The sequence below is a fragment of the Hymenobacter miniatus genome, from assembly GCF_016427455.1.
In the GTDB taxonomy this organism is placed as follows: Bacteria; Bacteroidota; Bacteroidia; order Cytophagales; family Hymenobacteraceae; genus Hymenobacter; species Hymenobacter armeniacus.
The window spans coordinates 136,349-160,044 of sequence record NZ_JAELXR010000004.1 but is presented as its reverse complement, the minus strand read 5'-3'; the positions used below and the strand labels follow the sequence as shown (position 1 = coordinate 160,044).

22 protein-coding genes are annotated in these 23,696 nt (G+C 63.5%); 8 read left to right on the top strand and 14 right to left on the bottom strand.

All coding sequences use genetic code 11. The annotated features are described in order from the left end of the window. Window positions 1–23: 23 nt before the first annotated feature. The gene (locus JAO73_RS07945) at window positions 24–854 is read left to right on the top strand and encodes a DUF1206 domain-containing protein (RefSeq protein ID WP_198976550.1); all 831 of its coding nucleotides are present in this window, start codon (window positions 24–26) and stop codon (window positions 852–854) included. 7 nt (window positions 855–861) lie between these two features. On the opposite strand, the gene JAO73_RS07940 is transcribed toward JAO73_RS07945, so the two are convergent. Together JAO73_RS07940 and JAO73_RS07935 are read right to left on the bottom strand one after the other, a co-directional pair. Continuing rightward, window positions 862–2,085 (bottom strand): NAD(P)-dependent oxidoreductase, encoded by a 1,224-nt coding sequence (locus tag JAO73_RS07940; RefSeq protein WP_198976549.1) that lies wholly within the window; start codon window positions 2,083–2,085, stop codon window positions 862–864. 351 nt (window positions 2,086–2,436) lie between these two features. Continuing rightward, complete coding sequence (locus JAO73_RS07935; protein WP_198976548.1) at window positions 2,437–3,225, bottom strand: DUF6252 domain-containing protein; 789 nt, start codon at window positions 3,223–3,225, stop codon at window positions 2,437–2,439. Window positions 3,226–3,502: 277 nt separating this feature from the next. On the opposite strand from JAO73_RS07935, the gene gcvP reads away from it, so the two are divergent. Further along, entirely contained in the window at window positions 3,503–6,421 is a 2,919-nt protein-coding gene (gene gcvP, locus JAO73_RS07930) for an aminomethyl-transferring glycine dehydrogenase (protein ID WP_198976547.1), read from the top strand. An 84-nt stretch (window positions 6,422–6,505) separates the two neighbouring features. On the opposite strand, the gene JAO73_RS07925 is transcribed toward gcvP, so the two are convergent. Continuing rightward, entirely contained in the window at window positions 6,506–6,775 is a 270-nt protein-coding gene (locus JAO73_RS07925) for an SH3 domain-containing protein (RefSeq protein WP_198976546.1), read from the bottom strand. A gap of 271 nt (window positions 6,776–7,046) precedes the next feature. Between JAO73_RS07925 and JAO73_RS07920 the strand changes: the two genes are divergently transcribed. After that, the gene (locus JAO73_RS07920; RefSeq protein WP_198976545.1) at window positions 7,047–7,646 is read left to right on the top strand and encodes a DUF4136 domain-containing protein; all 600 of its coding nucleotides are present in this window, start codon (window positions 7,047–7,049) and stop codon (window positions 7,644–7,646) included. A gap of 59 nt (window positions 7,647–7,705) precedes the next feature. Here the strand turns inward: JAO73_RS07920 and JAO73_RS07915 are convergent, their stop codons facing one another. The 3 genes from JAO73_RS07915 to JAO73_RS07905 all read right to left on the bottom strand — a co-directional run bounded on the left by JAO73_RS07915 (window position 7,706) and on the right by JAO73_RS07905 (window position 10,031). Beyond that, window positions 7,706–8,104 (bottom strand): DUF805 domain-containing protein, encoded by a 399-nt coding sequence (locus tag JAO73_RS07915; protein WP_198976544.1) that lies wholly within the window; start codon window positions 8,102–8,104, stop codon window positions 7,706–7,708. A gap of 31 nt (window positions 8,105–8,135) precedes the next feature. Then, window positions 8,136–9,029: a lipoyl synthase gene (gene lipA, locus JAO73_RS07910; RefSeq protein WP_190924949.1), complete on the bottom strand. Its 894-nt coding sequence runs from the start codon at window positions 9,027–9,029 to the stop codon at window positions 8,136–8,138. Window positions 9,030–9,212: 183 nt separating this feature from the next. Continuing rightward, window positions 9,213–10,031 (bottom strand): hypothetical protein, encoded by an 819-nt coding sequence (locus JAO73_RS07905; protein ID WP_190924947.1) that lies wholly within the window; start codon window positions 10,029–10,031, stop codon window positions 9,213–9,215. 106 nt (window positions 10,032–10,137) lie between these two features. Here JAO73_RS07905 and JAO73_RS07900 point away from each other — a divergent pair, with 106 nt between their 5' ends. Further along, the gene (locus JAO73_RS07900; protein ID WP_190924945.1) at window positions 10,138–10,545 is read left to right on the top strand and encodes an OsmC family protein; all 408 of its coding nucleotides are present in this window, start codon (window positions 10,138–10,140) and stop codon (window positions 10,543–10,545) included. Window positions 10,546–10,661: 116 nt separating this feature from the next. Here JAO73_RS07900 and ytxJ read toward each other — a convergent pair whose 3' ends face one another. The 4 genes from ytxJ to JAO73_RS07880 form a co-directional block, all read right to left on the bottom strand. Next, on the bottom strand, window positions 10,662–11,006 hold the full coding sequence (ytxJ, locus tag JAO73_RS07895) for a bacillithiol system redox-active protein YtxJ (protein WP_198976543.1): 345 nt from the start codon (window positions 11,004–11,006) through the stop codon (window positions 10,662–10,664). A gap of 122 nt (window positions 11,007–11,128) precedes the next feature. Further along, window positions 11,129–11,515, bottom strand: a complete 387-nt coding sequence (locus tag JAO73_RS07890) for a hypothetical protein (RefSeq protein WP_198976542.1) — start codon at window positions 11,513–11,515, stop codon at window positions 11,129–11,131. Continuing rightward, a complete protein-coding gene (locus JAO73_RS07885) occupies window positions 11,496–12,041 on the bottom strand; it encodes a TMEM199/VMA12 family protein (RefSeq protein WP_198976541.1) in 546 nt (181 codons plus the stop codon). The genes JAO73_RS07890 and JAO73_RS07885 overlap by 20 nt, the downstream gene beginning before the upstream one ends. Before the next feature lie 81 nt (window positions 12,042–12,122). Next, a complete protein-coding gene (locus JAO73_RS07880) occupies window positions 12,123–14,123 on the bottom strand; it encodes an alpha-ketoacid dehydrogenase subunit alpha/beta (RefSeq protein ID WP_198976540.1) in 2,001 nt (666 codons plus the stop codon). Window positions 14,124–14,277: 154 nt separating this feature from the next. On the opposite strand from JAO73_RS07880, the gene JAO73_RS07875 reads away from it, so the two are divergent. From JAO73_RS07875 to JAO73_RS07865, 3 genes are all read left to right on the top strand, one after another. Next, window positions 14,278–15,768 (top strand): ArnT family glycosyltransferase, encoded by a 1,491-nt coding sequence (locus JAO73_RS07875; RefSeq protein ID WP_198976539.1) that lies wholly within the window; start codon window positions 14,278–14,280, stop codon window positions 15,766–15,768. Between the two features lie 85 nt (window positions 15,769–15,853). Next, on the top strand, window positions 15,854–18,547 hold the full coding sequence (locus JAO73_RS07870; RefSeq protein ID WP_198976538.1) for a TonB-dependent receptor plug domain-containing protein: 2,694 nt from the start codon (window positions 15,854–15,856) through the stop codon (window positions 18,545–18,547). Window positions 18,548–18,706: 159 nt separating this feature from the next. After that, window positions 18,707–19,951, top strand: coding sequence for a M16 family metallopeptidase (locus JAO73_RS07865; protein WP_198976537.1), 1,245 nt, complete (start codon window positions 18,707–18,709; stop codon window positions 19,949–19,951). A gap of 87 nt (window positions 19,952–20,038) precedes the next feature. On the opposite strand, the gene JAO73_RS07860 is transcribed toward JAO73_RS07865, so the two are convergent. The 4 genes from JAO73_RS07860 to JAO73_RS07845 form a co-directional block, all read right to left on the bottom strand. Then, the gene (locus JAO73_RS07860; RefSeq protein ID WP_198976536.1) at window positions 20,039–20,419 is read right to left on the bottom strand and encodes a hypothetical protein; all 381 of its coding nucleotides are present in this window, start codon (window positions 20,417–20,419) and stop codon (window positions 20,039–20,041) included. Window positions 20,420–20,607: 188 nt separating this feature from the next. After that, a complete protein-coding gene (locus JAO73_RS07855) occupies window positions 20,608–21,018 on the bottom strand; it encodes a hypothetical protein (protein WP_198976535.1) in 411 nt (136 codons plus the stop codon). 169 nt (window positions 21,019–21,187) lie between these two features. Beyond that, a complete protein-coding gene (locus tag JAO73_RS07850; RefSeq protein ID WP_198976534.1) occupies window positions 21,188–21,568 on the bottom strand; it encodes a hypothetical protein in 381 nt (126 codons plus the stop codon). A gap of 232 nt (window positions 21,569–21,800) precedes the next feature. Beyond that, the gene (locus JAO73_RS07845; RefSeq protein ID WP_198976533.1) at window positions 21,801–22,460 is read right to left on the bottom strand and encodes a hypothetical protein; all 660 of its coding nucleotides are present in this window, start codon (window positions 22,458–22,460) and stop codon (window positions 21,801–21,803) included. A gap of 103 nt (window positions 22,461–22,563) precedes the next feature. Here JAO73_RS07845 and pheS point away from each other — a divergent pair, with 103 nt between their 5' ends. Next, window positions 22,564–23,610 (top strand): phenylalanine--tRNA ligase subunit alpha, encoded by a 1,047-nt coding sequence (gene pheS, locus JAO73_RS07840; RefSeq protein WP_410504988.1) that lies wholly within the window; start codon window positions 22,564–22,566, stop codon window positions 23,608–23,610. Window positions 23,611–23,696: the final 86 nt, after the last annotated feature.

Below are 23,696 nucleotides of genomic sequence, written 5' to 3'. Positions count from 1 at the left end.
CAACTTCATTTCTTCCTGCTGCCATGTCCGCCCCCGATGCTTTGCTTGCTGCTGTTCCGCGCACCGCTACTTCCGGCATTCGGGCGCTGGCGCGGCTGGGCTTTGCGGCCATTGGGGTGGTGTACGTACTGATGGGCGTGCTGGCGCTGCTGGCGGCCTTTGGCCGGCGCGCCGGCGCCCACGCCGACAAGGAGGAAGCCGTGCAGCACTTGCAGGACCTGCCCGCCGGCAGCGTGCTGCTGGGCCTGATTGCGCTGGGACTGCTGGGCTACATCGCCTGGCGCTTCACCCAAGCCATTCGCGACACCGAGGGCAAGGGCAGCGGGGCCAAAGGCTGGGCCGTGCGCCTGTGGTACGTATGCAGCGGCCTGTTCTACAGCGGCCTGGCCCTGTACGCCGGCAAACTGGCCCTCAATGGCCGCGCCGAAAAAGGCGGCGACTCTTCCCGGAGCCTGGCCGCCAAAGTGCTGGCTTGGCCCGGCGGCGACTGGCTCCTTATCGTGCTGGGGATGGTCGTCATCGGCGTTGGCCTGTTTCAAGGGTACCGGGCCTTCTCGGGGCGGCTAAAAAACGACGTCGACGGCCAGCACCTCACCGCCGAGCAGGCCCGGCTGGTGTTCCGGGCCGGCCAGGTGGGCGTCACGGCCCGCGGCGTGGTGGTGGCCATCATCGGCTACTTCTTGGTGCAGGCCGGCCGCCAGTCCCACGCCGGCGCCGTGGGCAGCACCGACGAAGCGTTTGACCTGCTGGCCGCCATGGGGCCGCTGGCCTTGGGCGCCGTAGCCGCCGGCCTGCTGGCCTACGGCCTGTACTCGCTGGTGCAGGCCAAGTACCCGTTGCTGCGGGGCATGTAGCGCCGCCTTAGGCCCGCACGGTTTTGGCCACGTAATCGGCCAGATACTGGTAGCGAGGCGTGAGCTCGCCGCCTTTGGCAATGGTGGCGCGGGCAATCACGCCCTCGGCGTCGTCGCCCAGCAGGTGGGGCAGCACGTTGTCGAGCAGCTGGCGGCCGAAGTCGCGGCTGGCGTTGCGGGGCAACTCGCAGGGCAGGTTGTCCACGGCCATCACGGTGATGTTTTCGGGCCGCGAATAGGGCGGCTCCAACTGGCCGGTCTGCGGGTTGTAGTCGAAAGCTGGGTCGGCGATGGTGCTGCTGCGCTTGGTGGTCGGGATGGAGCCGTCCACGTCGCAGGTCACGTCGGCGATGGTGTTGATGCGGAAGCCGGGCATGCGGGTATCGGCTTCTTCAAACAGCTTGGGCGCCGCCGGGTGCCAGTAGGCGCAGGCAATGAGCAAATCCGTCACGGGCAGAAACGTGCCAAACGCCGACTCGTACTCCTGCGGGTTGCGATGAAAATCCGGCGTGTCCCACACCCGGCCGTCGCGGCGGCGGTTGTAGTCGGAGCTGCGCAATTGGGTGTACACGGGCTCGTTGAAATCGAGGTAGAGGTAGTCGTACACGCTCACGCGCCGAATGCCCATGCGGTCGAGCACCTCCAGCGCGCCCTGGGCCACGCGGCCCGAGCCCGTCACGGCCATCTTGATGGGCGGCAGCTTCTTCACCTTGAAAAATTCTTCCTGCATGTCGTCCATGTCCACGCACTGGTAGGCGGGCTTCAGGTCGTACAGGCCGTGCTTGCGGCCGTAGGTGAGCAGGCCGTTGTAGGCGCCCACAATGCCGGCGTAGCGCCCAAAGGCCACGATGCGCTCGCCCCGGGCGTTGGTCAGCAGCTCGTAGTCGACCAGCGTGATGTTCTTTTTCAGCACCTCCTGCAGCAGCTTGCGGTTGGCGGGCTGCTTTTTCACCGTGTGCGAGAAAATGAGGTAGGTTTTGTTGGCAATGAGCTGGTCGACGGCCACTTCCTTCACGCCCATCAGCACGTCGCAGTCGCTCACGTCGTCGCGCACTTCCAGGCCCAGGTCGCGGTATTCCTGGTCGCGGTAGCTGCGCACGGCGCTGCTTTGCACCACCAGGCGCAGGTTGGGGAAAGTGCTCAGGGCTTCCGCGCATTTTTTGGGCGTGAGGGGCACGCGCTTGTCGGGCGGGGTTTTGGTTTCGCGAAGCAGGGCTACGGTGAGGGACATGGGTGGGATTGGACGTAGGATAAATGGATGGGCAAATCTATTAATTTAAGAAAGGCTGAGTTCTGTTTACACCAATCGTTGAACAATCGGTAACATGCCCGGCCACTCTTCCATCCTGCGCCCATAGAAGTTGAGAAATGCCTAGTGGTACCGGCAAATCCCGATGTCACCGTCCACGATACCTTCGTGCCACTATCTATCTTCTTAAGCGAGGTACCTGTTCCTACATTGTTTAAGCTCCACACAAGGACAACACGAAAACCCCTCACCAGTAGGCGACGGGACGACTTAATAAACCTAAGTTGGCCACGCTAGGCTTGCTCCCACCGCAAAGGGATGCGCAGCATGCAGCTAGAAGTAGGCATTATCGAAGGAACCACTAAAGGTTTTCTGGGTGCCGAGAGCTGGGTCGGTTCCGGTAAAGCTGAACGTGCCGGAAACAGAGCGCGGGAAAGGAGCTTTATTTTCTACCGCTGTAATGGTGAGCGTGCCCGGCGATGAAACAGTGGACGGATTGAGACGAGAATCAAAAATCCCCTTGTTGGTTTCACTAAAAATAGCATAAGCGGATGCGCCATTTAGAGCATAAGTGCCTTTTGCTACTGCATAAGGCATGCTTAGATAAAGCTGATAAGTTGCTTGCTTCAACCCAAACTCTTCATCGCTCAAAACAGCGGAAAAAATCCCTGGTGATGGAGGAATCTTTCCATCAAACCCGATTGATAGCCAGACGAGAGAAGGATTAAACACCTTGCCATCGGCAATGAATGACGCCGTAGACTTTATAACTGCAACTGTGGGTACCACGCTGGTTTTGCCAGCTGTCACCGATACACTCAACTGCCGGGGCCGCACATAACCATATTTAGAATTAAAGTAGAGCATATAAGTGCCGGCTGGCACAGCATCGAAACGATAAATCCCTTTACTGTCGGGGCTAGTACTGACAATGGTTTGCTGGGTAATATTATCAGCCAGTGAAACGCCAGACAAAGCATCTGCTGGTTGAATAAGCCCGGTGATAGATGGACCCGTCCATACTTCAGCGGCAGGGGCCGGCGTATCCTGGGCTCTCTTGGAACAGGAGCTGCCCAGTAGAAGGACAACGCTCAGGGCGATGAGGAATTGGCGATGAGGCATAGCGTGCAAAGGTTGTTCACCAAATATAATAACCTAAATGCAAACCCTTGTCAGCGCATTACTTACGCGTCTACTCAGGTTACTATCGGCGCCCAGCTCCCGATGCTGGCACATTGTTGCGCCGCGAGCCTTCCGCTCGGATACGAATGGCATTGGCAGGATTCCGTCTCAATCCAAGCCCGTCTTTTGCCCGGTCTTTCCCACCCGCGGCAATCCTTTCGGGGCTACCTTTGTTGTCTCCGAAACCAGCCCCCACTCCCAACCTTTATTCGTCTTTATGTCGTTGAAATTCTCGCCAGTTGACGTTTTCGAAGCCCGCCACAACGCCCCCGGCGCCGACGAGCAGGCCGCCATGCTTCGCGCCATTGGCGTGAGCAGCATCGAGCAGCTCATCGACGAAACGGTGCCGCCGGCCATCCGCCTCAAGCGTCCGCTGGAGCTGCCGGCTGCCCTCAGCGAGCGGGCCTTCCTGGCCAAGTTCAAGCAGATTGCCGGCCAGAACCAGGTGTTCAAGTCCTACATCGGCCTTGGCTACCACGATACCACCCTGCCGCCGGTTATTCAGCGCAACATTCTGGAAAACCCGGGCTGGTACACCGCCTACACGCCTTACCAGGCCGAAATTGCCCAGGGCCGCCTCGAAGCCCTCATCAATTACCAGACGATGGTGATTGACCTCACCGGCCTCGAAATCGCCAACGCCAGCCTGCTCGACGAAGGCACCGCCGCCGCCGAGGCCATGCACATGCTGCACAGCCAAACCAAGAAAAAAGGCGCGCACCAGTACTTCGTGTCGGAGCAGGTGCTGCCCCAGACCATCGACCTGCTGCGCACCCGCGCCACGCCGGTGGGCATTGAGCTGGTAGTGGGCGACCACCGCCAGATTGACCTCAGCAACGAAGGCTTCTTCGGCGCCATGGTGCAGTACCCCGCGGCCGACGGCGAGGTGTTTGATTACAAAGACTTCATCGCCCAGGCTCAGAAGAATAACGTTTTCGTGGTGATGGGTGCCGACCTGCTGGCCCTCACGCTGCTGACTTCGCCCGGCGAGCTGGGCGCCGACGTGTGCGTGGGCAACTCGCAGCGCTTCGGCGTGCCAATGGGCTATGGCGGCCCGCACGCCGGCTTCTTCGCCTGCAAAGACCAGTTCAAGCGCGTGATTCCCGGCCGCCTCATCGGCCAGAGCGTGGACGCCGCTGGCAACAAGGCCTACCGCATGGCCCTGCAAACCCGTGAGCAGCACATCCGCCGCGAAAAAGCTACTTCGAACATCTGCACCGCGCAGGTGCTGCTGAGCGTGCTGGCCGGCATGTACGCCGTGTACCACGGCCCGCAGCGCCTCCGCCAGTTTGCCGTGAACACCCACGTGCTGGCCCAAACCCTGGAAGCCGGCCTGAAGAAGCTGGGCGTGGAGCAAACCAACGAAAGCTACTTCGACACCCTGAACCTGCGCCTGGAAAGCGCCGAGCTGCAGCAGGCCCTGCGCCAGGAAGCCGAAGCTGCCCGCATCAACTTCCGCTACTTCGATGACGTGCGGGTGGGCATTTCGCTCAACCAGAACACCGAGCTGCACGACGTGGCCGACATTCTGGACGTGTTTGCCAAAGTGCTGGGCAAGGAAAGCGACCAGCTGGCCGAAGCCGTGGAAGCCACCGAGCTGCGCGTGCCCGCCAGCCTGCAGCGCAGCAGCGAGTACCTCACGCACCCCATCTTCAACACGCACCACGCCGAGCACGAGATGCTGCGCTACATGAAGCAGCTCGAAAACAAAGACCTCAGCCTGGCGCACAGCATGATTCCGCTGGGCTCGTGCACGATGAAGCTGAACGCCACCGCCGAAATGATTCCGGTGACCTGGGCTGAAATCGGTGGCCTCCACCCCTTTGCTCCCCTGGAGCAGGCCCAGGGCTACCAGCAAATTTTTTCCGACCTGCAAGCCTGGCTGTGCGAGGTGACCGGCTTTGCCGCCGTTAGCTTGCAGCCCAACTCCGGCGCGCAGGGCGAATACGCCGGCCTGCTGGCCATTAAAGGCTACCACGATGCCCGCGGCGACCACCACCGCAACGTGGCCCTGATTCCGGCTTCGGCCCACGGCACCAACCCCGCCTCGGCCGTGATGGCCGGCATGCAGGTAGTGGTGGTGAAAAGCACCGAAGACGGCAACATCGACGTGGCCGACCTCAAGGCCCAGGCCGAGAAGCACGCCGCCAACCTGAGCTGCCTGATGGTGACCTACCCCAGCACGCACGGCGTGTACGAGGAAACCATCATCGACATCTGCGAGACCATTCACCAGCACGGCGGCCGCGTGTACATGGACGGCGCCAACATGAACGCCCAGGTGGGCCTCACCTCGCCCGCCAACATCGGCGCCGACGTGTGCCACCTCAACCTGCACAAAACCTTCTGCATTCCGCACGGCGGCGGTGGCCCCGGCGTGGGCCCCATCGGCGTGGTGGCCGACCTCGTGCCCTACCTGCCCGGCCACGCCGTGGTAGCGGTTGAGGGCCGCGTGAACGGTTCGGTTTCGGCCGCGCCGTGGGGTTCGGCCAGCATCCTGCCCATCAGCTACGCCTACATCTCGATGATGGGCGGCGAGGGCCTGAAGCGCGCCACCGAAATCGCCATTCTGAACGCCAACTACATCAAGGCCCGCCTCGAAGAGCACTACCCGGTGCTGTACTCGGGCAGCCACGGCCGCTGCGCTCACGAGATGATTCTCGACTGCCGCCACTTCAAAAAGGCCGGCATTGAAGTAGAAGACATCGCCAAGCGCCTGATGGACTACGGTTTCCACGCCCCTACCGTGAGTTTCCCCGTGGCCGGCACGCTGATGGTGGAGCCCACCGAAAGCGAAAGCAAGGACGAGCTGGACCGTTTCTGCGACGCCATGATTTCCATTCGTAAGGAAATCGCGGCCGTGGAGGCTGGCCAGGCCGACGCCAAGGAGAACGTGCTCAAGCACGCCCCGCACACCGCCGCCACCGTGCTCACCCACGAGTGGACCCGCCCCTACACCCGCGAGCAGGCCGTGTACCCCATGGACTACGTGCGCGCCAACAAGTTCTGGCCCAGCGTAAGCCGCATCGACTCGGCCTACGGCGACCGCAACCTCATCTGCAGCTGCACGCCCATCGAGCAGTACGCCGATAAGGAAGAGGACCTGGTGCAGGCCGACAAAGGCCCGTCCTACTAACGGTAACTAAGTAACTGAGTAAAGTAAAAGCCCGCTTGACATCTCAGGCGGGCTTTTACTTTACTCAGTTACTTAGTTGCTCTGTTACTTACTGCCTCGCTCGCCGAAGCAGCGGCGGTCCATGTAGCCGGTTTGCACCAAGCCATTTTTTTCGAGGCGCACACGCACAAAGTAGGCGTTGATGGTATCGAGCACCTGCACTTCGTTGCCGGCAGTGGTTTGCGTGAGCACAGTGGAGGTTTTCTTCATGCCGTCGTACACGGGGCAGTCCACGATGGTGTTGTGCGGCACCGGCACGGCGTTGGAGGAGGTTTGGCGAAGCTCGTCGCGGGAAGAAGTGCAGGCGGACAGCATGCCGATAATGGCCAGAACCAACAAGACAGTACTTTTCATTGACGAAGCAGGAACGAGGGAATGGGAATTTGGGGGTAAGGTAGGATAAAATCCTTTTATGTCAATGTTGCAGGCCATTCTCACGCCTGCGCCATTCTCGTTTTGCGCTCCATAAAAAGTGAACGCCGACGTTGGGTTTTTCGTTAGTACAGCAGCCCCGAAAACCACCGCGCTTCTCGCTGAGACGCGGGTTTTTAGGCTCTTACCTCACTCAGTATACTACCCTTCTTTTATGAACCGCATCACCCGATTCCTGGCTCATCCGGTGGCCCTGGTCGCCGCGAGCTTAGTGCTGCTGCTGGGCCCCAGCGGCTGTACTTCTGCCGCCCGCGTGGGCGTCACCAACGACTTCGACCACGCCGTTAACTTCCGCGCCTTCAAAACCTGGGCCTGGTACCCCCAGCAGCCCAAAGACGCTGAAGGTGGCCCTGCTAAAGGCTACGAGTCCTTCCTCGACAAGCGCATGCGCGCTGCCGTGGCTGCTGAGATGACGGCCAAGGGCCTGACCGAAGTGACCTCGGCCCCGGATATTTACGTGGCCTACAGCGCCCGCGTAGAAGACAAGCAGCAAGTATCGCCCTACTACAATGGTCTAGGCTACCCCTACGGCTACGGGTATGGCTACTACGGCCGCGGCTACTCGCCCGTGACGCAGTACAAAGCCGGCACCGTGGTGATTGACATCATCGACGCCCGCCGCAAAGAACTTGCCTGGCGTGGCACCGGCCAGGCCCAGGTCGACCAGAACACTATTGACGAGGCCGAAACCCACCGCATCGTGAACGGCATCCTGAGCACTTACCCGCCCCAGGGCAACAACGCCCGCCGCTAACCCTCGGCAGGCCAAGCATGACAAAGGCCGCTCCAGCATTGGAGCGGCCTTTTTGTTTATCACGCTTCGGAGGCTGGCTCCGATTCCGGGGCATGCAAAGGCAAGGCAGGAAGCAGATGGGGCCGTTTGGGGTCAGGCCCGAAACGGTTGGGGCCAACGGTGCCTTGCACAAACTGCAGGCCCGCCCCCAGCACATAGCTCACGCCCGGCAGCAACATCACAAGCCACCACCAGGCCCGAAGGTCCAAGTCGTGCAACCGCAGCGCCACCTGCACCATGGTCAGATACAGCACGGCTACGATGCCCGCCAACGCGGCCAATGCCAGGCCGGGCGGCACCTCGGCCGCGTAGAGCAAACCGGGCGCTGCGTAGAACAGGATTGCCAAGGTGTAAAGCCCCAGCACCCGCAGCAGGTAGGCACGACGGCGCAAGCGCCCATTAGCAGTAAAAAAGGCCATGGAATGATTTTTGGCCCAATATACTGCGTCCTTACACGGGCACGTTCACGTGGCGCTCGGCGTGGTAGGAGCTGCGCACCAGCGGGCCGCTTTCCACGTACTTCAGCCCGCGGCGCAAGCCCTCTTCGCGGTAGTGGGCAAACTGGTCGGGGGTGATGAACTCGGCCACGTCGAGGTGGCGCTTGGTGGGCTGCAGATACTGGCCGAGGGTGAGGATGTCGAGGCCGTTGGCCACGAGGTCGTCCATGGCCTGGTACAGCTCGTCGGGCTTTTCGCCCAAGCCCAGCATGATGCCCGACTTGGTGCGGTGGCCGGCCTGCTTGGTGCGGCGGATTTGCTCCAGGCTGCGGTCGTAGCGGGCCTGCGGGCGCACGAGGCGGTAGAGGCTGCCCACGGTTTCGATGTTGTGCGAAATCACTTCCTGGCCACCCGAAATCATGACATCAAGGGCGTCCCAGTTGGCTTTCACGTCCGGAATAAGGGTTTCGATGGTGGTGCCGGGCGAGAGCTGTTTGGTGAGCACCACCGTTTCGCGCCACACGCTGGCGCCGCGGTCCTTGAGTTCGTCGCGGTTCACGCTCGTGATAACGGCGTGCTTCACTTTCATGAGGGCAATGGCTTCGGCCACGCGGCGGGGCTCGTCGAGGTCGTACTCGGTGGGGCGGCCGGTGGCCACGGCGCAAAACGAGCACGAGCGGGTGCAGATGTTGCCCAGAATCATGAACGTGGCGGTGCCCGCGCCCCAGCATTCGCCCATGTTGGGGCAGTTGCCGCTTTCGCAGATGGTGTGCAGCTTGTGCTCGTCGACGAGGCGGCGCACGGCGGCGTATTCCTGGCCCACGGGCAGCTTCACGCGCAGCCAGTCGGGCTTGCGGGGGCGGGCAGGGGCAGCCGTTTCGGGCTGGATAACGGGCAAATCAATCATTTTCAGTTAACAGTTAGCAGTTAACAGTGAGCAGTTAACCCTATGAAAAGTAATTCGCGGCCAAATCGTTTCGACTTGGACAAGCCATACAAAATTAACTCCCGAAACGTGTGCGGCGCACAATGGCCCCTCCAGCACTTGCGTGGCCGGCGTTAACTGCTAACCATGAACTGCTAACTGCTCTTAGCTGCGGTGGCCGAAATACAGCGTGAGGTAGACCGAGGGGAAAAACTGACGGTTCAGCCGGTCGGTTTCGGAGAGGTTGCCGGGGCTCAGAATGACCATGCGCTTGGTGAAGCCTTCTATCAACACACCGGCTTCGAGGCCGGTCACGGCATCGCGGTAGCGGCCGTACTCGAAACTGAGGCCGCCGCGCAGGTGGAAGCCGGGCACCACCTTGGTTTCGCCAATGCCGCTGAAAAGCGGGCCGTGGTCGAGAATCACGTTGGGGTCCACGTGCTTGAACGGGTCGTACTGCTCGTTGCGAATGTCGTCGGTTTGGATGTTGATGACCTGCGTGCGGGCGGCCGTGTAGTCGTAGCTGATGTAGTAAGGCATCAGCAGGCCGATGGACGGGCCCAAGCTCAACAGGCCGTTTACCTGCACGCCGGCGTCGGCGGCCTTGCGGAACAAGATGCGCTGCATGCCAATGGACGGCCGCAGCACAAAGGCATAATTGGTTTTGCGGTCGACGTAGCTGCCACCCACAATGGTGTTGATGGTCAACTCCTTGGCCTTGTTTTTCAGCATTACGCCCTCAATGCTCCAGAAGCGGAGCAGGCGGTCGTCGAGCACGCGCGAGGAGCGCACCGACACGCCGCCCAGCAAGCCGCCTTGGGTGTTGAAGTTGACGCCGTACACGACTTCTTTGCTGTACGACTGCTCGTCGGAGGGCGCAACCGGAATTATTTCCGAGCGCACCGGCGCCTGGGCCCGGGCCCCAATGGCGGCGAGCAAACCGAGGGCCAGCAGCCCCCCAAAGCGAGGAAGGAAAGAAAACATAGTCGACCGAAAATGTACTCCGTAAACCGCTACCGGCCCGGCCCGGTTCACAGTACGTAATTTAGCGAAATAAGAAACTTCCTGGTAAAGGTAACTACCTGACTTGATGAACACCGCCACCGCCCGCTACGCCGGCCACCTACGCACCGAAGCCACTCATGTGGCCTCGGGCACCGTTATTCAGACCGACGCCCCCGTGGACAACCACGGCCGTGGCGAAGCGTTTTCGCCCACCGACCTAACCAGCGCCGCCTTGGGCTCGTGCATGATGACCATCATGGGCATCGTGGCCGAACGCCACGCCTGGGACCTAGTGGGCAGCACGTGGGCCGTGGTGAAGCACATGAGCGCCGAGCCGCCCCGCCGCATTGCCCAAATCGACGTCACGTTTCAGCTGCCCGCCGCCCTGGCCTCCGCCGACCGCGCCGTGCTGGAACGCGCCGCCCTCACCTGCCCCGTGGCCCTGAGCCTGCACCCGGACATCAAGCAGAACGTGGCGTTTGAGTACAAGTAGGGACTTTTGTCGCGTCATGCTGAGCGCAGCCGAAGCATCTCTACCGCAATAGCAAACAGATTACTACCCCGGTAGAGATGCTTCGGCTGCGCTCAGCATGACGCTTGTTTTGTTTCTCACTGTTTCACCACCGCCTGCACGTCGCTCAGGCGAATGCCCATGTGGGAGGCGTCGTAAGTGCACTCGCCGTCTTTGATGAGCAGCAACTGCGGCGACTCGTGGCGCACGCCAAACTGCTCGGCTATCTGGGCCGAGAGGGGGCGAAAGCGCAGCAGGTCGAGGTAGTAGATGGGAAGGTCGAGGCCGCTGTCGGCCCATTGGCGCTCAATCTTGCTCTTGGCCGCCGCGCTGATGGAGCACGTGGTGCTGTGCTTGAAAATGAGCACCGGCTGCTCGTGCGAGGCCTGAGCCAGGTCGGTGAGTTGTTCGGGTTGGGTGAGGGGAAGCCAGGGGGTCGACATTCGAAATAAGATTGGTGAAGCAAGCCGCCGCACGAAGGCATGCGCAAAGGCGCGTCGAGGCGGCGGAGGTGCCGGTACTACAAAGTTTGCGGGCCAGTTGATTCCCCGGCCGTTGGGCAAATTTATTTCTCGGCTTTGCCCTGGCCCGCATTGCGCGGCTTGGTGCGCTGCTCCTTGCGCACCACGGTGGTGGTTTTGTCGCGGCGCAGGCCCAGAAAACCGGCCGGTTTTACGCCGGGCGCAGTGCCCTTGTAGCACAACTCCTGGTCGACTTGAGCCTGCGGCTGGGTGCTTTGGCCGCGCTTGAGACGCGCCGGGGTCACATCGAGGTGGCTGTCTTTGAAGGGCGATTCCGTGCGCTTAGCCTCGCGCAAGGCGCGGCGGTTGGCAGCTTTCACCTGGGCGGGTTTTTCGCGCACAATCTGGGCTTGGGCCGCGCCGCCACCCAGCCACAGCAGCAGGGCCGCCAGCAGCCACACCACCCGGCCGCTAGGGCTTGCTGCCAGCATCGTCGGGCGCGGGGTTGGGCGCGGGCTCGTCCTGTGGCGCCTTGGGGGCCACTTTGTGGTCGATGTCGTAGTTGGGTTTCTTGTGAAGGCCATATTTGAAAAAGTCCTTAATGGATTGCCAGGGACGGAACGGCTTGTGTTGCTTGTTCACCTTGCGGCGGTTCAGTTTGGGCTTTTTCATCAGCCCTTTCTTGTCGTAGCGCACCGTGGAGCGTTCGGGGAGCGTGCGGGGCGCGGTGGTGGTGGCCGTGGGCGTGCTCAGGGCGCCGCCGCTGGGCGTCGAAACGTCGGTGGCGGCTTCCTCGGTGCCGTCGCCCGACTTGGTTTTTTTCTCGGTGTCGCGCTGCAACGCCAGCAGCTCTTTGTCTTTTTTCTTTTTGGCTTCGAGCTGGGCTTTGTACTCGGGCGAGGGCTTGGGCGTGGGCAGACGGTATGGGTGAAATACCTTGTGGTAGAGCGTGCAGCTGCTCAGTAGCCACACGCCCAGCAAGGGCCGAAGAACAACGGAAGGTATACGAAGAATCACCGTAAAACGTGCAAAGTCAGGAAGGAAGCTGGGGAAAGGTAAGGCCTGCGGGCGCGAAAACCGCGCCAAATCCAGCACCTCCTAGTACTGGCGCAAGGCCTGCACCTGCTCGCGCAGCCGCTGCTGCGGCAGAAATGCGGCTTCCAACGGCGGCGCAAACGGAATGGCCGTATCCAGCGAGGCTACGCGGCGCACGGGCGCATCGAGGTGCTCGAAGCAGTTCTCCCCTATCCAGGCCGCGATTTCGCCGCCGATGCCACCCGTGAGGGTGTCTTCGTGCAGGATGAGCACGCGGCCGTTTTTGGCCACGGTGCGGCGCACGGCTTCCTGGTCCCAAGGCAGCAGGGTGCGCAGGTCAAGGATGTCGGCCGACACGCCCAGGTCCTGGCATACGTCGAGGGCCCAGCGCACGCCCATGCCGTAGGTAATGATGCTCAGCTCGTCGCCCTCGGCCGCCAGCGCCGCCTGACCAATGGGCGTGGTGTAGTAAGCCGCCGGCACGGGCCCGGACATGCTACGATACAGCATCTTGTGCTCGAAATACAGCACCGGGTTGGGGTCCTCGAAGGCGGCGCAGAGCAGGCCCTTGGCGTCGTGCGGGTTGCTGGGGTACACCACCTTCAGGCCGGGCACGTGCGTGAACCACGCCTCGTTGCTCTGCGAGTGAAACGGCCCCGCAGCCGAGCCCGCGCCGGTGGGCATTCGAATCACTACGTCGGCGTTCTGGCCCCAGCGGTAGTGGCTCTTGGCCAGGTTGTTCACAATCTGGTTGAAGCCGCAGGTCACGAAGTCCGCAAACTGCATTTCGACCATGCTTTTCTTTTTCTTGATGCTCAGGCCCAGGCCCACGCCCACAATGGCCGACTCGCACAAGGGCGTGTTGCGCACCCGCGCCTTGCCAAATGCGGCCACAAAGCCCTCCGTGATTTTGAACACTCCGCCGTAGTCGGCAATGTCCTGGCCCATGAGCACGAGGTCGGGGTAGCGCTCCATGCTCTGCTTCAGGCCCTCAGAAATGGCGTCGATGAAGCGCTTTTCGGGCACGGCGCCGTCCTGGGGCGCGTCCGTGACGGGCGCCTCGAAGGGCTGGTACATGTCGGCAATTTCCTCCTCAATATCGGCCGTGGGCATGGGCTCGGCGTCGGCTTCCTGCAGGCCGGCCTCGATGGCGGCCTTGATGGTTTCGCGGATGCTGTGCCGGGCGGTTTCGGTGAGGACGCCTTCGGCCAGCAGCCACTTTTCGTAGTTTTCGACCGGGTCTTTGGCGGCCCATTCTTCCATCAGGCTCTGGGGCACGTACTTGGTGCCGCTGGCTTCCTCGTGGCCCCGCATGCGGAACGTGAGGGCTTCCACCAGCACGGGGCGCGGGTTTTCGCGCAGGTCTTCGGCCAGCTTTTTCACCGTGTTGTACACTTCGAGCACGTTGTTGCCGTCCACCTGCACGGCGTCCATGCCGTAAGCGGGGCCTTTGTCCACGAAGGATTTGAAGCGGAACTGCTCGTTGCTGGGCGTGCTCAGGCCGTAGCCGTTGTTTTCAATCATGAAAATGACCGGCAGCTGCCACACGGCGGCCACGTTCAGGGCCTCGTGGAAGTCGCCCTCGGAGGCGCCACCGTCGCCGCTGTACGTCAGGGTCACCTTGGGCTTTTTGTCAAGCACATCGGCCAGGGCGATGCCGCCGGCCACGGCCAGCTGCGGCCCCAGGTGCGAAATCATGCCCACGATGTGGTGCTCGTTGGTGCCAAAGTGGAAGCTGCGGTCGCGGCCTTTGGTGAAGCCCGTGCGCTTGCCCTGCCACTGCGCAAACAGGCGGCCCAGCGGCACCTCTCGGCCCGTGAACACGCCCAAGTTGCGATGCAGCGGCAGAATGTACTCATCGGCCTCCAGCGCCAGGGTGCTGCCCACCGAAATGGCTTCCTGCCCGATGCCCGAAAACCACTTGCTCACCTTGCCCTGGCGCAGCAGAATCAGCATTTTCTCCTCAATCAGCCGCGGGCGCAGCAGGTGCTGGTAGAGGTGCAGCAGGGTTTCGTTGGTAAGGTCCTGGCGGTCGAACTGAAGGGCCGTTGCGGTGGGAGTCATGGAGCAAAAGGGGTGGGTTGGGAAGGGCAAAGGTAGCGGGCAGGGATGGGCCGACGAACTGCCGGGCCGCGGCTCCGTGCGGCGTGCTAGCTTTGAACCGGCGGGGCGTCCACGGCCCGCGCCTTTCCGTTGCCCACTCTCATCTACTTCGCCAATGGCCGCCATTTCTCCCGCTTCGCGCCCGGCTGGCTGGCCCTACTTGCTACTCGCCGTGGCCGCCGGCAGCTTTTTACTCTTCTGGAAGCTCGGCAGCATGCCCGTGCAGCAGTGGGACGAAGCCCGGGCCGGCATCCACTCCCTCGAAGCCCTGCGGCATCCCGGCGAGTGGCTGGTGTCCTACTACAAAGGCGCCCCCGACCTGTGGGTGGTGAAGCCGCCCTTGCTGCGCTGGCTGCAGAGCCTGAGCTTTGCCACGCTGGGGCCCACTGAGTTGGCCCTGCGGCTACCCTCGGCCCTGGCTGGCCTAGGCACGCTGGCACTGGTGTGGGCCGCGGGGCGGCGCTGGCTGGGGCACCCGGCGGCGGGCCTACTGGCAGCGCTGGTGCTGGCTACCGCCGGCGGTTTCGTCACGCGGCACGTCACCCGAGGCGGCGATTACGATGCCCTGCTCACGCTCTGCACTACCGGCGCCGTGCTGTGCTGGCTGGGATTTGTGGCCACTGGCCGGGCGCGGCTGGCCTGGGGCACTGGCGTAGCACTGGCGCTGGCGGTGCTCACCAAAGGCGTGGCGGGGGTGCTCATGGGGCCCGGCCTGCTGGCGCTGGTGGCCATCACCGGCAGTTGGCATCGCCTGCGCCGGCCGGCGCCGTGGCTGGCAGCGGGGCTGGTGCTGGCCGTGGCGGCCGCCTGGTACGGCCTGCGCGAGCACGCGGCCCCCGGCTACCTGGTCGCCGTGTGGCAAAATGAGGGCCCTGGCCGCTTCGGCGGCGCCATCGAAAACAACGAGGAGCCCTTCTACTGGTACATCAGCAAAATGGTGGAAGCTAAGTTTAGCTTCTGGCTGGCGGCAGTGCTGCTGGGCTACGTGCTGGGGTGGGCACGGCCCCGCGGCAGCCGCGGCTGGTGGCTCACGCGGGCCACGGCGGCGCTAGCAGGATGCCATCTGCTGATTATTTCGCTGGCCCGCACCAAGCTGGCTTGGTATGATGCGCCGCTTTACCCGCTGCTGGCTTTGCAAGCCGCGGCGGGCTTGTGGTGGGCCGGCCTAGCCGTGGCCCGCGACCGAAATTGGCGACTGCGCCCGGCGGTGCTCACCGCCGCGGTACTGCTGGCCGTGGCCGGCCCCTACGCCGCCCGCCTGGCGCAACTGCGCGAGTGGTACCAACAGCGCTTTGTGCTGCCACAGTTGCTTTACGGCGCCCACCTCCAGGCTCAGGTGGCGCAGCACCCCGAGCTGAGCACTTACACGCTGGCCACCGACGGCACCTTCAACGACAGCCCCGAATTCTACCGGCAGGCCGTGGCCCGGCAGCACGGGCACCGCATTGCGCGCACCGAACCGGCGGCGGCAGGTACTTTGCCAGCGGGCACGGTGCTGGTGGCCTGCGGCGCGGCCGCGGCCCGGCCCTGGCTCCAACGCTACCAATGCGAGGTGCTGGCGCGCACGGATTCCTGCTTTACGCTGCGGCTGGGGATGACGCGCTAGCTTGTGTATCCCAGGTCCTATGCAAACGGCAGGGCATTCGCATCGGTCTTCAAATGAACCTCATATTTCTACCCTGCTTGCCAAGATGATTCGACTTCTACCCCCTGCGTTTCTGGTTTTCGCCATTTCGGCCGCGCATGCTCAGCAACTGGACACGCTGACTGCCCGGCGCGTGGCCGTGGAAGGCACCGTGCCCGACAGCATCAGTATCGCGACGCTCCCCACCATGCTGTCGTGCGGCGTTGCCGGCATCACAGTTATTACGCAATGGGTGCCGCCACCTTTCACAAGCATTCAGCCGGTGCTGAGCCGCGTTGCCGGTGTGCAGGTAACGCCCTACTCCGGGGCGCCGGGGGCCTGGGCCACGGTGCGCATTCGGGGCGTGGCCAACGTGAGCGGCAACGCTCAGCCACTGTACGTGGTGGATGGCGTGCCCGTGTACAATACCGACGTGGCGCCGGAGCGGTGGCCCGCGTCGTTGGCGCCCCCCAGCCCGGGCAGTCCCACCCCCGTTTCGGACACGCCCACTGCCAACCCGCTGCTGGACCTGCCGGCAGAGAACGTGGCGCAAATAGAGGTGCTGAAAGGCGCTGCGGCCACCGCCCGCTACGGCATGCAGGGCACCAGTGGGGTTATCTTCATTAGTACGCGGGAAGGCGCCAATAGTCACGGCATGCTGCAGCCACTACGAGTGCAGTACCAGGGCTGGGGCGGCGTGCAGCAGGTGCGCCAGCGCTACGAGCTGCTCAACGCTCGTCAGTATGCCGACCTGGCCAACGAAGCCGCCGCCATTGCGCGCCGAAACCCCGTGTACTCGGCCGCTGACCTCAACAACCTGGGCGAGGCCGACCGGCAGGACCAAGTGTTTCGGGTGGCGGGCGTGCAAAGCCACCACTTGAGCGTAGACGGCCTGGCCCACCGTACCCGCTACTACGTGGCCGCGAGCTACCTGAACCAGGCCGGCGTGGTGGTGCAGTCGGGGCTCACGCGCTATCAGCTGCGCACCAACCTCGAGCAGCAGCTTACCGACAAGCTGCGCCTGACGCTGAAGGCCAGCGCCAGCCAAATCGACCAAACCCACGGCGGCACCACTTCCGACGCCAACCTGGTATTGGCCGAAGCCTTGCTGGCCGCGCCCGCAGTACGCCCCAATCAGCTCGCCACGCCCCTGCGGCGGCTCGACTTCTATTCCCGCACGCCGCGCACGCGCCGCCTGCTGGTGCAGCTCGGCGCCACCTACCGGTTTAGCCCCGGCCTGAGCTTGGAGGTGCGGGCCAGCCGCGAGCAAACCGCCAGCCGCGCGCTGGGCTATTCGCCCGATGTGCTGCCCACCGGCTCGGCCACCGCCAGCATCGAAACCTCCACGGCCACCACCGGCATGCACAGCCGGGTGCTGGCCGCCGACCTGCGCTACCAGCACACCTTTGCCGACCAGCACGCCGTGAGCGCCTCCCTGAGCTACCAGCGCCTGCAGTTCGAGCGGGTGTGGGACCTGAGCCAATACACCAGCGGCGGCACCAGCCAGTCGAGGTACTCCGAAACGGCCCGGCCCCTGCACAGCCCGTCGGTGGCCCTGGGCTATACTTACGACAACCGCTACGAAGCGCAGGCCTCGCTGCGCTACGACGCTATCGGCTACGAGAAGGACGTTAAGCCGCTGGAGCCGTACCGCTACTACTCGCCCGGCGGGCAGCTCAGCTGGCACCTGCACAAAGAGGCTTTCCTGGCTGATGCGGCCTCCCTCACCGAGCTCACGCTGTGGGCCGGCGTGGGCCAGACCGGCACCAACCTGGCCTCGGGCCAATTCTTCTCGTCGGCGACGCCCGACCGCACCGTGCAGCACGACGCGGGCCTACGCCTGGGCGTGCTCAACGGCCACCTCACCCTGGACGTCACGGCCTACCAACGGCGCACCCGCCGCGCCCAAACCGTGCTGCCGCTGTATGTGCCCCCCATCATCGGCCCCAGCCGCTTGGTAGAATACCCCAACGTGAAGCTGCTGAACCAGGGCGTAGAGGTATCGCTGGGCAGCGTCTGGCGGCTGGGCAAGCTGGCCGGCAGCGGCAGCCTGGCTTTCGCCACCAATCGAAATGAAGTAGAAGACTTGGGCCTGGATTATTCCGGCTACCCGGCAGAATACGCCGGCCTGGAGCCCGGACAGCCGCTGGGCCGCATTTACGTTTTTGAGCAGGCCGGCACTTACCCCTTGGGCTCGCCCCAGGCCGGCCAAATTCGCTACCGCGACCGCAACAACAACGGCGTGGTTGACTACGAGGACGGGGGCTACCAAGGGGGTGGGCTGCCGCGCTACTCGCTCAATTTCTGCCAGCAGCTACGGCTGGGCCGCGTTCAGCTCGATGCGCAGCTCGACGGCCTGTTTGGCTACACAATGCTGAACACCACGCTGGCCCTGCTCGATGCGCCCACCGGCCGCACCAACAGCACGCCGCGGGCCCTCGACCGCTGGACGCCCACACATCAGGACACCAACGTGCCCGTGGCGGGCACCTCGGCGTTTCAGCTCACCGACCAGACCCTGGCCAGCGGCAACCACGTGCGCCTCAGCCAGCTCACTCTCAGCTACGAAGTGCTGAACACCGCCACCCGCAAGCTCAGCGTGTGGGCCGGCGGCCAGAACCTGTTTGTGACGGGCAGCTACCGCGGTTTCGACCCCAACGTGGCCGGCGGGGGCGCGGCCCCCTTCCGGAGTGGCCAAGACGCCAGCGTGTATCCCGTGGCGCGGGTATGGCAGCTGGGCGTGCGAGCCGAGCTGAAGTAACCGGCGGTGCCCACGCCCGGCGCTTTGGGGCGAAGGCCGGCAGCGGCAGGCTTGGTGGCAGGGCCACCTGGCCCATACACCGACCTCATTTTCCCGTACACCTTTTTGCCGGTAGGGCTGTTAAGTTTGCTCTACTCGTATTGCGCCTTTGCTTACTCAATGATTCATTTTCAGGAATTCACCCTCGATAACGGCCTTCGCTGCATCGTGCACGAAGATTTTTCTACCCCCATGGCCGTGCTCAACGTGATGTACGACGTGGGCTCGCGCGACGAAGACCCCGGCCATACGGGCTTTGCGCACTTGTTTGAACACCTCATGTTTTCCGGCTCGGTGAACATTCCGAGCTACGACGAGCCGCTGCAGCGCGTGGGCGGCGAAAACAACGCCTTCACCTCCAGCGACGTCACCAACTACTACCTCTCGCTGCCGGCGGCCAACCTCGAAACCGGATTTTGGCTGGAAAGCGACCGGATGCTGAACCTGGCTTTTTCCGAAAACGGCCTGGAGGTGCAGCGCAAAGTGGTGGTGGAAGAATTCAAGCAGAGCTACCTCAACCAGCCCTACGGCGACGTATGGCTCAAGCTCAAGCCCCTGGCCTACCACACCCACCCCTACCAGTGGAACACCATCGGCAAGGAAATTTCGCACATCGAAAATGCCGTAATGGACGACGTGCGCGGCTTTTTCCAGAAGCACTACGCGCCTCAAAACGCCGTGCTGGTGGTGGCCGGCGCGGCTAGTGCTGACGAGGTGCGCCGCTTGGCCGAAAAGTGGTTTGGGCCCATCCCGGGCGGGCCAGCCTACCAGCGCCAGCTGCCCCAGGAGCCCCCGCAGCAGGAAGCCCGCCACCTCACGGCCCAGGCCCCCGTGCCGCTCTCGGCGCTCTACAAAGCCTACCACATGCCGGCCCGCAGCGACGCCCGTTACAATTCCGTCGACCTGCTGAGCGACATGCTCGGCCACGGCAAGTCGGCCCGCCTGCACCAGCGCCTGGTGAAAGAAAAGGCCCTGTTCAATAACATTTCGGCCTCGCTCACCGGCTCCCTCGACCCCGGCCTGCTCGTCATCAGCGGCAAGCTAAACGCGGGCGTGGACCTTAAGACCGCCGACGCGGCCGTGGAAGAAGTCGTGGCCGAATTCCTGGCCGAAGACGTGAACGCCCAGGAGCTCGAAAAAGTAAAAAACCAGGCCGAAAGTAGCTTGGTCTTTGGCGAAATTGACCTGCTGAACCGCGCCCTCAACCTGGCCTACAGCAAGCTGCAGGGCGATGCCAACCTGGTGAACGAAGAAAGCGGCCGCATTCAGGCCGTGACGGTGGCCAGCGTGCGCACCGCCGCGCAGGAAGTGCTGCGCCCCGAAAACTGCAGCACGCTCTACTACGAAGCCGTCGGGCAGGAATAGTCACCTCCTTCACCAAAAAGAACGGTCCGGCTGTGTTCAGCCGGACCGTTCTTTTTTAGGTCATTAGCGCCAGCCATTCGGGCCAGCTTATTTGCGCTTGGCCTTCACCTTGGTTTTGGCCGGTGCGACGGGCAGGTTGCTGTCGCGGCTCAGGGAGCTGTTGGCGGGCTTGGCGTAGCGCGGGCGGGGCGTGCGGTTGTCGTTGTAGCCGCCGTTGGCGGTGTAGCCCACCTGCCGGCGCATGGGCGTGGCCGGGGCCAGGTACATCGAGCCGTTGCGAATGTCTTCGGGCACGCCGGCGCCGTAGGGCTTGCCGGTGTGGGGGTTGATTTTGACGGCCGTCTTCACCTTGCGCGGACCGCGCGAAGAGTACGGGGCAATTTTTTTGCCGCGGTTGCCCGTTTGGGCCGAGGCATCGGTGGCGGCAATGGCCAGCAGCACCAGCGAAGCGAAAAAGTAGCGAAACATGGAAATAGAAGTTAGGAGGACAAAGAAAAACCACTAGAGCGGCCCCGCCGAAACCGGGCCGAAAGCCAACCGGCTCCCGTTCATACGCACAACCGACCGAAGTGGATGGTGGCGCTGAGCGGAAGCCGGTTCCAACGAAGCCAAACAGCCGGCCCGGAGAATAATCCGGGCCGGCTGAGCGGGCAGTATTAGTTGCCGAGCGTGGTTTGGGTGGCGGCGGGCTTGCGGGGCGGGCGCACGCTGTAGGGCGTCAGGCCGTTGCTGGTGCGCACGTGCACGGGCATGCCGGGCGCGGCCGAGATGTTCTGGTTATCGATTTCGCCGCGCGAAGGGCTGCTGGCCATCACCGATTCGGGCGAGCCCCAGCCGTCGTTCGAGGCCACGGCGGTTTGGGTGTTGTTTTCGATGGGGGGCCAGCCGTCGTTGAGGGGAGCAGCGGGGGCCGACTTCACGGCGACGCGGCGGGCTTTGGCGGCTTTGCGGGCGGCTACCTTGGTGGCGCGGGCCGTCTTTTTGGTCGAGGCCACCGGGGTGGTTTGGGCGCTGGCTTCAGCCAGCAGGAACATCGACAGGGCAAGGGTGAGGAACGAACGAAGCATGGCTGAAGTGATGAGGAGTGAAAGGAAGAAAAGTTGGTTACCGTTGTTGTAAGGACATATTCCAAAGGCGTGCCAACTTTCTCCGTCCGCTCCACGACGCCCCAAAAAAGGCCCGGATGGTGCGCAAACGCCTACCATCCGGGCCATTGTCCCGACCAACTCCCGCCTTTTATCGCGGGGTGAGTGTGGTGCGGCTTTTGGTGCGGGCCGGCGCGGGGCCGTTGTAGCTGCCCACTTTTTTGGGGTTGTCCACGTTCACGGGCATGCCCGGGGCCGCGTACACGCTCTGGCCCTTGCCGTCGGCGCTCTCAGTGGAGCCCACCGCGCCATTGCCGCCGGGCCCGATGTCGTTGCGGCCGCCCGCAGCGGGGGCAGCCGTGGTGTTAGGGGTGCCCGTGCGCTTGGTGGTGGCGGTGCGCGCGGCCGAGGCGGCGCTGGGGGCCGGCCGAGCGGCCGACTGGCGGGTGGTAGTGGTGGTCTTGGCGGCCGGGGCGGCTTGGGCAGCGGCTTCGGAGATGGCAGCCAGGGCCAGCAGGCCAGAAATCAGCATGCGGTACATAAGCGGGTGGTGAACGGGTGAAAAGAAAGAATCGCCCAACGAGCCCACATCTGGCAGGAAGCGGGCTCGTTGGGGTGCCTGTGGCATACGCGTAAGCCGCTGCCCCGGTCGGCCAGGCCGCCAAAACTTATGCCCGCATTCACGGCAAACGGCCCGGCTGCCCCCTCACCTGAGAAGAGCAACCGGGCCGCGGGCTTGCTTTATGCGAAGAAATTATGCTCGCCTACCAGCCAAGGGGCTCGGGCGCTTTTTTCTTGGGCGCGGGGGCTTTAGCAGGCGCCTTGGTGGCCGTTTTGGGCTTTTCGACCGCGGCGCTGCCACCTTTGGCGGCAGTGGCGGCGGTGCCAACCATGGCATCAGCGGCCGGAGCAGCCGGCTCGGGAGCAGGGGCGGCGGCAGCTGCTGCGGGGGCGGCCACCGGAGCCGGGGCGGCGTCGACGGGGCGCGGCGGCCAGGGCTTCTCGCGGCGCGGCTTGCGGTTGAGGCGACGCTCGCGGGCGGCAATGGCGTCGTCCTGCATCACGTGCCGGCCGCCGCGCATCATCACCGGAGCGCCAGGCGCCACCGAAATGCCTTGGCCAATGTTGGCGCTGCTGGAAGACGAGCCCCCGGCGGCAGCGCCAAAGCCTTTGTCGTCGGCGGCCGCGGGGGCAGCGGCGGCCTCAGGCGCGGGCGCTGCTTCGGTGGCGGGGGCTGCGGCCGCGCCGCCGTTTTGCGTGGCTTTCTGGCCAGCGGCGGCGGCAGCCGGCGCTTTGGTGGATTTCTTGGCGGGGGCCTTCTTGGGCGTGTCCCAGCCGGCGGCGGGGGTATCCCAGCCGCTCTGGGCCGAGGCGGTGGAAGCTAATCCGCCGAATACGAACAGAAAAAATAGCGCACGTTTCATGACAAAGGCTTTAAAGGAAGATGGATACGGAATCGGGGTAACTGAATGTGTTCGTGAATCGTTCGGCGAGGGCCGGGCCCTTGCCGTAACTTTGCGGCCTATGATGCAGGAATCCATTGCCGCTCTTACGGCCGAAATTACGAAGGCCGAACTGAATAATCCCGCCGAACTCGATGCATTTCGCATCAGCTACCTCGGCCGCAAGGGCCGGCTGGCCGACTTGTTCGACCAGCTCAAGACCGTGCCCAACGAGGAGAAGCGCGCCGTGGGCCAGCAGCTCAACGCCCTCAAGCAGCAGGCCCAGGCCCGCTTCGACGAGGCCCAGCAGGCCGCTGAAGCCGCCGCCGACAATGCCCCCGCCAACCCCGATTTTGATTACACCCTGCCCGTGGTGCCCAACGCCCTGGGCACCCGCCACCCGCTGAGCCTGGTGCGCGAGGAGATGCTGCGCGTGTTTGCCCGCATCGGCTTCGCCGTGGCTGAGGGGCCCGAAATTGAAGACGACTGGCACAACTTCACCGCCCTCAACTTCCCCGAGAACCACCCGGCGCGCGACATGCAGGACACGTTTTTCGTGACCCCGCCCGTGGGCAGCGAGCCCGGCACCCAGCCCCACCTGCTACGCACCCACACCAGCACCGTGCAGGTGCGCGTGATGGAAACCGAGCCCCTGCCCATTCGGCGGGTAATGCCGGGCCGCGTGTTCCGCAACGAGGCCATTTCGGCCCGGGCGCACATGATGTTCCACCAGGTGGAAGGCATTTTCATTGACGAAGGCGTGAGCTTCGCCGACCTCAAGCAGACGGTGTATTACTTCGTGCAGGAGCTGTTTGGGCAAGACATCAACATCCGTTTCCGCCCCAGCTTCTTCCCCTTCACCGAGCCCAGCGCCGAGATTGACATCACCTGCCTGATTTGCAAAGGGGCGGGCTGCAACATCTGCAAGTACTCGGGCTGGGTTGAGATTGGTGGCTGCGGCATGGTGGACCCTGCCGTGCTCGAAAACGCCAAGATTGATTCCGAGAAATACTCCGGCTACGCTTGGGGCATGGGCGTCGAGCGCATTGCCATGCTCAAGTACCAGATAAAGGACCTGCGCCTGTTCACGGAAAACGACATGCGCTTCCTGCGGCAGTTTGAGGCGCTGTAGTTAAACGAGGTAGAGACGCAATATTTTGCGTCTCTACTTCGTTTAAAATAAAGAGGCGGGGAATGGTTGACGACAACCGTTCCCCG